Raw genomic sequence first — 13,516 nt, forward strand, 5'->3', positions numbered from 1 at the left:
AGTGGTTGATTAAATTCACTTATTTTTACCCTTTTATATGGTATGGCGCGCTGATCAAATTTTAATTGGATATGGAGTTGGTCCTTATATTCGGATTGTCGAATATGTGTGCATCTTAATTTATGAGTTTTAAGTCAAAAAAATACAGTATAGATTCAACAGATTATCAAGTCGGTCAAGACAACATTCACAAGTGGGGCATGGATGTCCACAACACGGTTTTCACTGCTTCGGCAGGCCTTTCAATTCTCTTCATCGTAACACTTCTCGCAATGGCACCCGGCGATGCAAAAGCTGCAATCGACGCGGTGAAAGGCGCAGTACTCGCAAACTTCGATTTCCTATTTATGTGGGGTGCGAACCTTTTCCTTATTTTTGCTATCGGTTTAGCATTCTCTCCATTAGGCAAAATTCGTCTTGGTGGTGAAAATGCAACCGCTGACTACACCATGGCTTCTTGGATTGCGATGTTGTTTGCTGCGGGCATGGGTATCGGTCTTATCTTCTGGGGTGTGGCCGAGCCAACTGCCTTCTTTACTGACTGGTATGGCACGCCATTAAACGCAGAAGCTTATACTGAAGCAGGCCGTGAAGCTGCACTGGGCGCTACGGTATTCCACTGGGGTCTGCATGCGTGGGCTATCTATGGTATGGCAGCGCTTTGTCTAGCGTACTTTGTCTACAACAAAGGTTTACCACTATCGATGCGTTCGGTTTTCTACCCAATCCTTGGTGATAAAGTTTGGGGCAAAACAGGTGACGTGATTGACGTGATGACGGTTCTGGTAACGCTATTTGGTCTAGCGACTTCTCTAGGTCTAGGTGGTACGCAGGCAGCAAGTGGTATTAGCCATGTGTTTGGTCTTGAGAACAACCTATTCCTGCAGCAGTTAATCATCGTGTTGATTATGGTACTGGCAATTGTTTCTGTACTTCGTGGTATGGACGGTGGTGTAAAACTACTGAGTAACCTAAACATGATTATCGCGTTTGTTTTCCTAGGTTTCATCGCAGTGCTTAACTTCACTACGGTTCTAGACTCACTAGCGACAGCGGTAACGGGTTATGTGAAGAACATTATCCCACTTAGCCAAACGACAGGTCGTGAAGACACAACTTGGTTACATGGTTGGACAGTATTCTACTGGGCATGGTGGGTAGCATACGCACCATTCTTCGGTATGTTCGTTGCGCGTATCTCTAAAGGTCGTACGGTTCGTGAGTTCCTACTATGTGTTCTTATCATCCCTACGCTTGTAACAACTGCATGGATGTCTATCTTTGGTGGTGTAGCGATTGAACAAGTGATGGATAAGGTCGGCCAACTGGGTATTGACCAAGGTATCGCTGATGTATCTCTAAGCTTGTTCTATATGCTGGATGCTTATCCATTAGGTAACATTCTATCTGTGATTGCAGTTGCGCTTATTATCGTATTCTTCGTAACGACTCTTGACTCTGGTTCTATCGTTATCGATGGTATGACTGCAGGCGGTAAGCTAGAAGTGCCAGTTCGTCAGAAGGTTATCTGGGCAATCATTTCAGGCGCAATTGCGATGGTAATGCTGTGGATTGGTGGTACACAATCAATTCAAGCGCTGCAATCAATTACAATCATTGCAGCTCTGCCGTTTACAATCATCCTACTACTAGGTTGTGTAAGTCTGATTAAAGGTCTTCTTACTGAAGTTGACCAACCAAAAGTGACTACTGAAACTGCGAAGTAATAACGTTTTGTGAACTTAGGTGATGATTTTTCAGGCTCCTGAATTTCACCATCAAAGATATCAGTAACACATAGAGTGAAAAACGCCCTTGTTTCTGCAAGGGCGTTTTTGTTTGTCTAGCCATCGCTATGTATCATGTCTAAAAGGGCGATGGTCCATCGAAAGATGTTAGTTACGGCAAGCTGTCAGTCGTTAAAAGGGCTTCAGCTGAGGATTACCTTTCTGGGATTCGACTATAGACATTGCTATTCACATCAAGGTTGTCAGACGAGAGTTCGGTCAACACACGCTGTTCGTACTGTTCATAGCCATCGAAGCGGCATTCGCCGATCTCATTTCGTGGGCACACCTGTACATGGTGTCTTTCGATTAATTCGGTCGAGCAGAACGGGCAGTATTTCATACATCCTCCTGATTGTACTCATTGTCTCAATGGGTAGCTTCAGTAACGCAAATTCATGTTTCGATTTGATGGCACTTTTAAGTCATGACTTAAACGAGTGATGTGCATTCCAGTGCGTACACAAACACATTGGCTATCACAACGTTATTCGAAAGGGGATGCACAGACGATCACTTGCCCCTTTTTTGAAAGGTAACAATTTGTGTCGTCTGGCGTTATATTCACTCTTCTGTGAGCAAGGTAAGTTGCTGATAAATCGAGTTAATTTTCGATTTTATGCTCTTCGAAGTAGTCTTGAACGAACTGCACAAAAGCTTTGTGTTTTCTGGCTGGGTAGACCATTTGAGGATAAAACAGGTAGATGGAATTGCCGTTTGCGATGCATTCATGAGTGAGTAGTGGTGTTAGGTTTCCTTGTTTGATCTCTTCAGCAACATAATAGCTAGCGATACGAATAATGCCGCTTCCGCGTACAGCTTGCTGTTTTAAAAGGTGGTTCTCGTTGCTTGAGAGCCAACCAGAAACATGCACGCTACCACTGTTAAATGGCCATTCATGTTGGTGTAGGGTCGCAAGACATTGATGATGTTGCAGATCATCTAGTGAATTAGGTTCACCGAACTTTTCTAGGTAGCTCGGTGCCGCGACGAGGTCGTGTTGATACGAAAATAACTTTTTAGCCACCATATTTTCTGGTGGCGTGTTGGTGGCGCGAAATGCTATGTCGATATCTTCGCGGTTGAGGTTGTATGTGGTGTAGCTGCTGTTTATCTCGAAATAGATGTCTGGGTAAAGCGCTTGAAAGCGTTGGCACAGGTCAGAGAGAAAGATCTCAGTAAACATCTTTGGCGCGGTGATTCTTAGCACCCCTTTAATCGCTTCATGCTCATCCGATACGCTTCGTTCAAGGTCGAGTACTTGAGATCGGATAACTAACCCTTGTGCAAGCGCGCGCTCGCCTTGAAGTGTAAGCCGAACACTGCGTGTGGTTCGAACCATTAACGGGCACTCTAAGTCACTCTCCAACCGTTTTATCTGTTCCGATAAGTAACTTTTTGAAATACCGAGTTGTTCTGCAGCTTTGGTGAAATTGAGCTGTTGAGCGAGTTCAACAAACAACATCAGCCTTTCAATACGTTTGTGCTCATTCATGTCTTATCTCCAGTATTGTTTGTTCATTATAGCGAACAATCATTTCGGATTCAGGCTATTCTGTTTTCCTCGTAGAACAATATGATTAAGGCTGATTTTATGAATACGAGAATGAATAATGAAAAACGTACTTCCTTTGTCAAAACACCTAACTAATGTCAGTGAAATTGCATACGGCTGTATGGGACTAGGCGGTGGTTGGAACGACAACCCTGTTTCTCAAGACGATGTGTACCAAACACAGGCTATTATCGAAACGGCAATGGCTTCAGGTATTAATCTCTTTGACCATGCTGATATCTATACATTTTCTAAAGCTGAACAGGCATTTGGCCAAGTATTAAAGAGTCAGACTGAGTTGCGCGATCAAATGTTCCTGCAGTCGAAGTGTGGAATTCGTTTTCAAGGTGAAGGTAACGTTGGACGTTATGATTTCTCAGCACAATGGGTACAGAGTTCAGTTGAAGGCATTCTTGAACGCTTAAATACGGAAAAGTTAGACGTACTCTTGCTACACCGTCCTGATCCGCTGATGGAGCTCGATGAGTTAGCTCGTACGCTCCAAGATCTACATTCAGCGGGTAAGGTAGAACACTTTGGTGTGTCTAACATGAATGGCCATCAAATTGAGTATCTACAATCTGCTCTTGACCAACCTCTAGTAGTTAACCAGATGGAGATGAGCCTTGCGAAACTAGATTGGCTCAACGATGTTGTTCTGGTTAACTCTCAAGGCTTGAATGAATCAGATTGGGCTACAGGTACGCTAGAGTATTGCCGTACCAATGGTGTTCAACTTCAAGCATGGGGCTGTTTGGCACAAGGACGTTTCTCAGAACAGGGCTTAAATTCGGAGGATGACAATGTTCGAGCGACTTCGAAATACGTTCAACAGCTTTCTGAAAAATACGGTGTGACTAGTGAAGCGATCGTATTAGCGTTTCTTCTGCGTCATCCAGCCGGTATTCAACCGGTGATCGGTACAACTAATCTTGACCGAATTCGTGCAAGTGTTGCTGCGAGTATGGTTAATCTAACTCGCGAAGAGTGGTACAACCTATTTGTTTACTCTCGTGGCCAAGCTCTACCATAGGTGATAACCATGCTGACTTTAAACAAAGCTCAACAAGCTGTGGCGATGGCTATTGAAATCGCGACTCAGAATCATCAGCAAATTGCCGTCGCTGTTTGTGATACTCACGGTGAATTGGTTTCATTCGCTAAGATGGACGACGTAAGTGTTCAGGCTGGCCTGTTAGCAAAAAGCAAAGCGTATACGTCGGCACGTGATCGTCAACCAAGTGGAAACTTAGGTGAGTGGGCGCGAGCGACCGGCAAGGATATCGGTTATTGGAATGACCCGAATATCACTGGCTTTAAAGGTGGCGTGCCTATCGTCGTTGAAGGCCGTGTTATTGGAGCTATAGGAATCAGTGGCTTGAGCGAGGAAGAGGACGAGCTGCTTGCTATGTCGAGTATTTCTGAGCTCGATCTTTAGTCTTTTTGTGCTTGAAATAAAAAACCGATGCAGTGCGCATCGGTTTTTTCGTTCTGGCTTGAATGAGTTTACGTCACTATCTTAAGTCGACGCTTTCAATCCAATTACGCTTGAGCTTGCTGAAGATCGTTTTGTTCTTCTTTGTTACCTAGAATGCGGCTTGTAATTGTACCTGCCGTCATTGCACCAGATACATTAAGCGCAGTGCGAGCCATATCGATAAGTGGCTCGATAGAGATAAGCAGAGCAGCGATAGTCACAGGCAGTCCCATTGCAGGCAGCACGATTAGCGCTGCAAACGTTGCACCGCCACCTACGCCAGCGATACCAAATGAACTTACTGTGATGATAGCAATCAGCGATAGGATGAAGTTGATGTCCATCGGGTTGATGCCCATAGTTGGCGCAACCATCACCGCTAGCATTGCAGGGTAGATACCCGCACAACCGTTTTGACCGATTGTAGCACCGAATGACGCTGACAGGTTTGCAATCGCTGGTGGCACGTTAAGTTTAGTGATTTGCGCTTCAACGTTCAGAGGAATTGTTGCTGCCGAACTGCGCGATGTGAACGCAAACGTCAGTACTGGCCAAATCTTCTTGAAGTATTCTTTCGGGTTTACGCCAACAAATGAAACCAATACGCCGTGAACTACAAACATCAGTAGAATAGCTACATAAGAAGCGACGATGAAACCAAGTAGGCTCAGGATGTCAGATGCGCTTGATGTCGCGACAACTTTCGCCATTAGAGCTGCAATGCCGTATGGAGTCAGAGCCATGATCATCTTAACAAGGCGCATCACAATAGATTGTGCGGCTTCTACGAAAGTACGAATCGGTGACTCTAGTTCTTCTTTCTCTGCCATCACCTTACGTGCTGCAATACCTGTTAGCACACCAAAGATAACAACGGCGATGATAGACGTTGAACGTGCGCCCGTAAGATCAGCAAATGGGTTAGTTGGAATAAAGCTAACCAGCATTTGAGGGATAGTCAGGTCAGAAACACGGTCGGCGCGAGTTTCTAGTGCTGCTAGACGTGCTGTTTCACGTGCACCTTCAGTGAGACCCTCTGCAGATAAGCCAAATGCCTGAGTCACAATGATACCGATCACGGCAGAGATAGCAGTTGTCGCCAACAGTACAGAAATGGTGATTCCTGAAATCTTACCCAGTGAACCGCCTTTCTCTAATTTCACAACAGCAGCAATCATAGACACTAGTACCAGTGGCATGATAACCATTTTCAGTAGACCAACGTAGCCGCGGCCAACAATGTTAACCCAGTCTAGGGTTTCTTTAATGATCGGGTTACCTTCGCCGAAAAGCAGTTGTAGCCCAAGACCGAAACCACTACCAAAGACAAGACCAAGTAGAACTAGACGCGAAAGTGTGTGTTCTTTTTTCTGCTGTCCGTAGAGAAAAAAGAGAATACCAGTGAATACCGCTAAGGCAGCGATAGCAGGGAATGACATTGAATTTCCTTATGAATTACTTCAGAACGATAGGAGGCCTAGATATATAGGCGTAAGTACTGTTAGTTAAAATAACGTTCTGTAACAAAACGTAAAATAAGGAAAAGTAATTTGATAGATCAATTAGTCATATCTACAAGAGTGGCTGTTCGGATATTCAACAGAGTGATGTTTCAGCCATCAATTTAGCGATATTTCGCCAAAAAATTGAGCATGTCACTCGAACTAAAGATTTCGACATTATTGAAATTATTTTCGAATAATTTAAATAGCATCGCCTTGGCAACCGACTCTGACTCTATCGGACGAAGGTTTTTTAAACGACCAAGCATAAAAGGTCTGAAAAGAGGAGAGAGTGTTTGTAGGAGCTTTTCATCAGATCTGGGCCTCGTTCTATTACCTAGCAGTGGTCCAGGCCTCGCAATAAACAATTGCTTGAAACCAATGCGAATTAAGTTCTGCTCCATCTGGCCTTTGCATTTTAAGTAGTGTGAGTAAGAAGTGGGAGAAGCGCCATAGCTGGATACAACGGCAACGCGCTCAACGCCCAGAAACTTCATCGTTTGAGCGACGTGAGTGACCAATTCAACATCAACTTTGCGTAACGCTGCTTTTGAGCCTGCCTGTTTTATGGTTGTACCCAGGCAAATAACACCGAGCTTTGGTCTTGGGTGATTATCGTTCCACTGGGTGACATCGAGGTCGTTGTTGATGATTTGGACCAGCTTATTTGAAGCGGGCTCTGTTACTATTTGAGAGCGAGTGAGTGTATAAACGGTTTTTACCGAAGATTCATTTAACAGGTGTTGCAATACATGACCACCAATCAACCCCGTCGCGCCTGCTACGATAACGGAAGAATTGTCTCCTTGAATGGACATGCGGACTCCTTAGTGAGTAGAAATGTAGTGAATCTATAATACTGAGTACTTTAGTTTTGGAACAATCTACTCAGAAGATCCAGAAAAATCCGTGAATTGCGCTACAAATTGTTCATGTTTACAGCGAGTTGGCATCCAAGACCAGTGAACAAAAGACACGGTGCTAAGTGACTGAGCTCTCGGAGCGATGGACGGTTTAGTGACTTATGGCGCAATAAAACAAAAGCCCGCGGGGAGCGGGCTTTCTGGCTTGCGCTGAAGACGCGCGCTTACCTAAGTGAAGGAGAGTGGGATTTTCTTCACCTTTTTGCTTTGTTTACCAGATTTATTCGGCTTTCTTCTACTTTGGTTAGCGAACATAAAGACCTCCTAAATCTTACGGTGCTATATGTGTACCTCTGCTTTCATTCCCTGAAAACCATACACTTGGCTTTTCATAGTGAGTGACTTAAAGCACTTTAGTAGAAGCATAACTGATGCCAACTTTTAAGTGATTGATTTTATTGGAATGCGGTATTGATTGGTTCAGCATTGTTCAAATTGACAGTCAAATTGAGAATTTTGAGTCGATTTTGTTCAATTCGACAACAAACACGGCGGCAAAGGCGACTTATCGATAGATAGATAAGGTGATAGCAAGTACACTGATTGTTACTTTGTCACAGCCAAGGATGCGCGATGAACCTCCAGTTCGATACTCTCTCTGCAAATGAAATCTACCACCTGATGACTCAAACGGTTGTCCCTCGTCCAATAGCATGGGCGTTAACCAAATCAAGTGGTGATGTATTCAATCTTGCTCCGTTTTCCTATTTCACCCCAGTATCGAGCCAGCCTCCATTGTTGATGCTTTCTGTAGGGAAAAAGCCGACAGGTGAAATCAAAGACACCGCCAAAAATGCAATAGAAACCGGTAAGTTAGTTGTTCATATTGCGTCTGAATCCTCTGCGGAAATAATGACGGCTACAGCTGCAACACTCGATCATGATCATTCTGAAGTACAAGCGAACGATATTGAGTTAGTAGAGTTTGAAGGTTTCTCTTTGCCTCGAGTTAAATCTTGCTCTGTGGCGTTTGGTTGTACGTTGTTTGAAGTTAAAGAAGTGGGAGAGGTTCCACAAAGCTTGGTATTCGCAAAGGTTGAAGCGGTGTACATTGCTGAAGAGGTTATCGATCAAACCAGTGAGCGATTGAAAATCGATGCGCTAGCGCTAAACCCGTTGTCACGCCTTGGTGGCGGTGAATACGCGACGCTCTCTAATGTTTTTTCGGTAGCGCGACCAAAATAATCGAAAGCTGAGTCAACGATGGGCTCAGCTTTCTGGTTTTTCTATGTAAGAACCTATTTTTCTACGTAAGAAACTACTGCTCTCTCAGCAAAAGCAGTCATTTAACGATTAAAACTTCAAATCATCACATTGGTAAGTCATCTCCATGCTAGACACTCAACACTCGGCCTTTATCCAAAATCGAATCGATCAAAAAACCAAACCATTGGGCGCACTTGGCCTGTTAGAGAAGACCGCTTTTCAATTGGCGCTCATTCAAAGCCAGCAGAGCCAAACACCGGCTGAGACAATTCAAATCACGAAGCCTTCAATGTTTGTTTTTGCTGGCGACCACGGTATCGCGGATGAGGGGGTGAGTATTGCTCCGAGTGCTGTGACTCAGCAAATGGTATTGAACTTTGTCCATGGTGGCGCAGCGATTAACTGTTTCTGTCGGTTAAACGATATTGACCTAACCGTTGTGGACGCAGGTATTTTACAAGCCATCGATACCAGCGTGATTTCGGGCAGCAATACCGCAGTATTGGTCACTCAAAGGTTGGGCAACGGTACTCATAACTTTAATCAACAAGCTGCGATGTCACTTGAGCAGGTCGAGAAAGGGATTAGCTATGGTCAGTCTTTGATTGAAAGTAAAATCGCGCGCGGCTGCAATCTCGTTATGTTTGGTGAAATGGGCATTGGCAATACCAGCAGCGCTTCGGCAATACTTAGCGCATTAACTGGGTTAGATGCAAAAGAGTGTGTTGGTCTTGGTACTGGGATAGATGATGAACAACTTAAGCGAAAACAGCAGGTGGTTGCCAACGGTGTCGAGCGTTGTGAAGGCAAAACAGTAGAGCAAGTGCTTTCTGAAGTGGGTGGTTTTGAAATTGTACAAATGGTTGGTGGGTTTATCGGTGCAGCAAAGGCAAAAACACCCATCTTGGTTGATGGCTTTATTGTCTCGGTAGCCGCGTATGTGGCGAGCTTAATTGAACCAGCATGTCGTGATTACATGTTGTTTGCGCACAAGTCTCAAGAACACGCACATCAATATGTATTGAGTGAATTAAATGCCGAACCTATGTTGGATTTGGGACTAAGGCTAGGTGAGGGTACGGGGGCAGCATTGGCACTGCCTTTGATTAAGGCCGCCGCTGAGTTCTACAACAACATGGCCAGTTTTGAGAGTGCTGGAGTGACGGTGTAATGAACCAGTCTGAGACAAACAGCGGCTTTAAATATCAGTGGCAACTGTTTTTGTTGGCACTGGTTTTCTTCTCTCGTCTACCTGTACCCCATAATACGCCTTATTCGGAAGAGCGTATGAATCGAGCCGGGCGTTATTTTTCGACGGTCGGCATTCTGCTCGGTCTATTGTGTGCGTCCGTCTATGTTTTGCTAAGTTTGTTCTTACCCGCTGACGTAGCATTGATCCTTATGATGGCATTTAGCTTAATGCTGACAGGTGCATTCCACGAAGATGGCCTGACAGATATGGCTGATGGTATTGGTGGAGGCATGACCCTTGAGCGACGCCTAACCATCATGAAAGACAGCCGTATTGGTACTTATGGCGCTTCTGCATTGATTATGGCTCTGTTAGGTAAGTGGGCGTTTCTGAGCGAGCTTATTGAGCTAACAAGTACCGCAGATCTTTTCATGATCTTGGTTTCTAGCTACGCATTTAGTCGAGCTATTGCAGCGTCGCTGATTTATAACATGCCTTATGTCAGCGATCCCGATACCAGCAAAAGTAAGCCATTAGCCAATAAGCAGACACGCACTGAAACTCTATTTTTGATTACCATTGGATTAATACCGAGCTTATGGTTTGGTATCGAATTTAGCGCTTTGTTGTTAGTCATAGGCTATGTCGTCCGTACACTGCTTAAACGTTGGCTAACGCTGCGTATTGGTGGCTTTACTGGAGATTGCTTAGGCGCCGCGCAGCAGCTGGTCGAACTTTCAACTTACTTACTGTTTATCGCAACGTTTTATAACGGACTTATGGGGTAAACACGAATTATGAACAATGGAAAAACCACGCATTTAATTCTTGGTGGAGCACGCTCAGGAAAGTCGAGCTTCGCTGAAAAACAAGCCATTGAGAAATCGAGTCACGACGCGTTTCAGCTGCACTACATAGCAACTGCGACCAGTTTTGATGCTGAGATGGAGGCTCGCATTCTTCATCACCAACAACGGCGGGATACGCGTTGGAACGAACATGAAGTGCCGCTTGAGCTTGCAAAAACACTGCGCGATTTAAACTCATCAGATGTGGTTTTGGTAGATTGCTTAACACTTTGGCTCAACAACGTGATTTATCAACTTGGTGAACAAGCGACTAATGCACAAGTCGAAAGTTGGATAGAAGAGTTAGTCGATGCCGTCGAAGCGAGCCCAGCAAATATCATTTTGGTTTCGAACGAAGTAGGCCTTGGGGTTGTTCCTATGGGGCAAGTGTCTCGTTTATTTGTAGACAATGCTGGCAGAATGAATCAAGCCTTAGCAAAAGTGGTGAAGCAAGTTACTTTCATTGCAGCAGGTTTACCTATGGTTCTAAAAAACGAAGGCTAACGGGCTCATATTGAACAAGATACGTACCAAAAATATTTACCTAGTTCGTCATGGCAAAGTACTTGGAGAGGCGGCACTCAATGGCAAGACAGACGTGCTCGTTGACGCGTCACTCCAATATGAGATTTGCGCAGCAATAACAGCGCTTCCGATTAAATTTGATGCAGTAGCAACATCACCACTGCGCCGTTGTTATGATTTGGCAGAGAGAGCGGCGCAAGCCAAATCAATACCTTTGCAGACCATCGACGAGCTGCAAGAGATGAATTTCGGTGATGTAGATGGCGTGCCTTTCGATCTTCTTAGCGACCAATGGGATAGTTTGGAGTCGTTCTGGCAAGACCCAGCAAATCACCAACTTGCTGGAGCGGAAAGTTTACAGGCGTTCCATCAACGAGTAATTCAAGGTTGGTCGCAACTTATTAGTTGCACCAATGACAACACATTATTGGTTACGCATGGTGGCGTAATTAGAATGATTTTGGCGTATTGTTTGGATATTGATTGGAAGAAGCCAACGCTTTACTCCAACCTTGCCATTGGCAACGCGTCTCTGACACACATTCAAATCACACAAACAGACGACAATAACTATATCAGTGTGAAGGTGATTGGGCAGCCATTAGTAGCAGCCTAGCACCAGCCAGTGAAAACTGGATTTTAATATATACCAATTTATCGATAGAACATCGCACAGAATAAGGACAGAACTCATGACAACGCCAAGTTGGGATTTGAGCATTGCATATCGTGGATTAGACGATTCAAAAATTGAACAAGATATTGAATTGATCGAGCAGTGTATCGAACTGCTACATCTTCATGTTGAAAAGCGCGATACCGTGATCGCGATGCAGAACGCGATTCAAACCTCCGAAGCGGCAGGCACGCTGTTGGGAACCATTCATACCTTCGCAAATTGCCACGCGTCAGTGGATGCAACCCATACCGAAGCGAAACAGCTTTTGGGCCGCGTTGCAAAACTCAACTCTGAAATGTCTCAGGCATTTAGCCCATATGAAGATACTCTGGTTCACGCTGATGTGGATTTCATCACCAAAGTACTAGATCACACCAGCCCAGATGTAGCAGGTCAAGGTTTTGCCATTGAGAGTTCTCGTAAACTAGCGGCAACTCGTCTAAGTGTTGCTGAAGAACAACTGCTTGCTGCAATGGAAGTTGATGGTCGTGATGCGTGGGGTCGTTTATACGACAACTTAACGGGTTCATTAAAACTCTCACTGCAGCTTGAAGGTGAAGAGGAAGAACTTGGTTTCTCACAAGCGGCGAGCCTTCTTTATGGTAGTGAATTTGATAAACAAGAACCGGCTTGGCGCGCTGTTCAACAAGCGATGGAGACGCATCAAGAATCGTTCGCTTCTATTCTTAACGCATTGGCAGGGTGGCGTTTAACTGAAAACAAAAAACGCTCGAAGATCTGTGATGTGCATTTCTTAGCCCCAAGCCTGCATGGAAGTCGTATCGTGCCTGAAACACTCGACACCATGATGGCGACGGCAAAAGCCAATCGCTCGGTAGGCCAAAAAGCGGGTCTGTTGATGGCGAAAGTCCATGGTTTGGGTGAGATGAAGCCTTGGAATCATCTCGCTGCGATGCCTCCATTGGGTGATGCTGAATCTAAGGTTTACCCGTTTGATGAAGCGATCGATGTGATTAAAACAGCCTTTGCGGAAGTTAATCCAGAGATGGCACAGTTTGTTGATCTTATGGTTGAAAATGGTTGGATTGATGCAGCGCCAGCGCCAAATAAGCGCTTGGGAGCATACTGCACCAAGTTCGCGGCCACACGTTCGCCACTGGTATTCATGACTTGGAGTGGAAGTCGTTCGGATCTTATGACTCTTGCTCATGAGCTTGGCCATGCCTTCCATAACTGGGTAATGCGTGACATGCCACTGTGTCAGACTCGTTACCCGATGACGTTAGCGGAAACTGCTTCAATCTTTGCTGAAAACATTGTTCGCGACCACTTGCTAAAACAAGCGGAAACACGTGATGAAAAGCTTGAAATGCTATGGGAAGAGCTCTCTTCATCTTTGGCATTGATGATCAATATTCCAGTACGTTTTGAGTTCGAAAAGGCCTTCTACGAACAGCGCGAGAAAGGCGAGCTTACGGCTAAGCAGTTGTGTGACTTAATGGAGAAAACGTGGAAAGCGTGGTACGGCGAAGCAATGAGCGAAGCTGACCCTTACTTCTGGGCGAGTAAGCTGCACTTTAGTATCTCGCAAGTGAGTTTCTACAACTATCCGTATCTGTTTGGCTACTTATTCAGTAAGGGCGTCTACGCACAACGAGAAGTGAAGGGCGAACGCTTTTACAGTGACTACGTCGCACTTCTTAGAGACACAGGCAGCATGATGGCTGAAGATGTGGTGGCTAAGCATTTAGGTATGGATCTTACTGAAGCGGACTTCTGGCAACAGAGTATCGATATGGTGTCTGCGCAAATCGACGAGTTTGAAAGACTGCTCAATCAAGAAGATTAATTGATCTTAATC

The 13,516-nt window shown here is 44.9% G+C and carries 12 protein-coding genes; 9 read left to right on the forward strand and 3 right to left on the reverse strand.

The window, feature by feature from the left end:
- Nucleotides 1-122: 122 nt before the first annotated feature.
- Nucleotides 123-1,727, forward strand: coding sequence for a BCCT family transporter (locus VFDL14_RS21745; RefSeq protein WP_032548856.1), 1,605 nt, complete (start codon nucleotides 123-125; stop codon nucleotides 1,725-1,727).
- A gap of 664 nt (nucleotides 1,728-2,391) precedes the next feature.
- Here the strand turns inward: VFDL14_RS21745 and VFDL14_RS21740 are convergent.
- Nucleotides 2,392-3,282 (reverse strand): LysR family transcriptional regulator, encoded by an 891-nt coding sequence (locus VFDL14_RS21740; RefSeq protein WP_032548857.1) that lies wholly within the window; start codon nucleotides 3,280-3,282, stop codon nucleotides 2,392-2,394.
- A 118-nt stretch (nucleotides 3,283-3,400) separates the two neighbouring features.
- Here VFDL14_RS21740 and VFDL14_RS21735 point away from each other — a divergent pair, with 118 nt between their 5' ends.
- Complete coding sequence (locus VFDL14_RS21735) at nucleotides 3,401-4,375, forward strand: aldo/keto reductase (RefSeq protein WP_032548859.1); 975 nt, start codon at nucleotides 3,401-3,403, stop codon at nucleotides 4,373-4,375.
- A gap of 9 nt (nucleotides 4,376-4,384) precedes the next feature.
- Nucleotides 4,385-4,780, forward strand: coding sequence for a GlcG/HbpS family heme-binding protein (locus VFDL14_RS21730; protein ID WP_032548860.1), 396 nt, complete (start codon nucleotides 4,385-4,387; stop codon nucleotides 4,778-4,780).
- Nucleotides 4,781-4,884: 104 nt separating this feature from the next.
- On the opposite strand, the gene VFDL14_RS21725 is transcribed toward VFDL14_RS21730, so the two are convergent.
- On the reverse strand, nucleotides 4,885-6,258 hold the full coding sequence (locus VFDL14_RS21725; protein ID WP_032548861.1) for an L-cystine transporter: 1,374 nt from the start codon (nucleotides 6,256-6,258) through the stop codon (nucleotides 4,885-4,887).
- A gap of 185 nt (nucleotides 6,259-6,443) precedes the next feature.
- On the reverse strand, nucleotides 6,444-7,139 hold the full coding sequence (locus tag VFDL14_RS21720; protein ID WP_032548862.1) for an NAD(P)H-binding protein: 696 nt from the start codon (nucleotides 7,137-7,139) through the stop codon (nucleotides 6,444-6,446).
- Between the two features lie 678 nt (nucleotides 7,140-7,817).
- Between VFDL14_RS21720 and VFDL14_RS21715 the strand changes: the two genes are divergently transcribed.
- The 6 genes from VFDL14_RS21715 (at nucleotide 7,818) to VFDL14_RS21690 (ending at nucleotide 13,504) form a co-directional block, all read left to right on the forward strand.
- Nucleotides 7,818-8,429 carry a flavin reductase family protein gene (locus VFDL14_RS21715; RefSeq protein ID WP_032548863.1) on the forward strand — a complete coding sequence of 204 codons (612 nt, stop codon included), beginning with the start codon at nucleotides 7,818-7,820 and terminating at the stop codon, nucleotides 8,427-8,429.
- 145 nt (nucleotides 8,430-8,574) lie between these two features.
- Complete coding sequence (gene cobT, locus VFDL14_RS21710) at nucleotides 8,575-9,621, forward strand: nicotinate-nucleotide--dimethylbenzimidazole phosphoribosyltransferase (protein ID WP_032548864.1); 1,047 nt, start codon at nucleotides 8,575-8,577, stop codon at nucleotides 9,619-9,621.
- Nucleotides 9,621-10,430, forward strand: a complete 810-nt coding sequence (locus VFDL14_RS21705; protein WP_032548865.1) for an adenosylcobinamide-GDP ribazoletransferase — start codon at nucleotides 9,621-9,623, stop codon at nucleotides 10,428-10,430. Before cobT ends, VFDL14_RS21705 begins: the two co-directional genes overlap by 1 nt.
- A gap of 9 nt (nucleotides 10,431-10,439) precedes the next feature.
- Nucleotides 10,440-10,994 carry a bifunctional adenosylcobinamide kinase/adenosylcobinamide-phosphate guanylyltransferase gene (gene cobU, locus VFDL14_RS21700; RefSeq protein ID WP_032548866.1) on the forward strand — a complete coding sequence of 185 codons (555 nt, stop codon included), beginning with the start codon at nucleotides 10,440-10,442 and terminating at the stop codon, nucleotides 10,992-10,994.
- Between the two features lie 10 nt (nucleotides 10,995-11,004).
- A complete protein-coding gene (gene cobC, locus VFDL14_RS21695; RefSeq protein WP_032548868.1) occupies nucleotides 11,005-11,631 on the forward strand; it encodes an alpha-ribazole phosphatase family protein in 627 nt (208 codons plus the stop codon).
- A 76-nt stretch (nucleotides 11,632-11,707) separates the two neighbouring features.
- A complete protein-coding gene (locus VFDL14_RS21690) occupies nucleotides 11,708-13,504 on the forward strand; it encodes a M3 family oligoendopeptidase (RefSeq protein ID WP_032548869.1) in 1,797 nt (598 codons plus the stop codon).
- The last annotated feature ends 12 nt before the right edge of the window (nucleotides 13,505-13,516 follow it).

It is taken from the genome of Vibrio fortis, assembly GCF_000695685.1.
Taxonomy (GTDB): domain Bacteria; phylum Pseudomonadota; class Gammaproteobacteria; order Enterobacterales; family Vibrionaceae; genus Vibrio; species Vibrio fortis_A.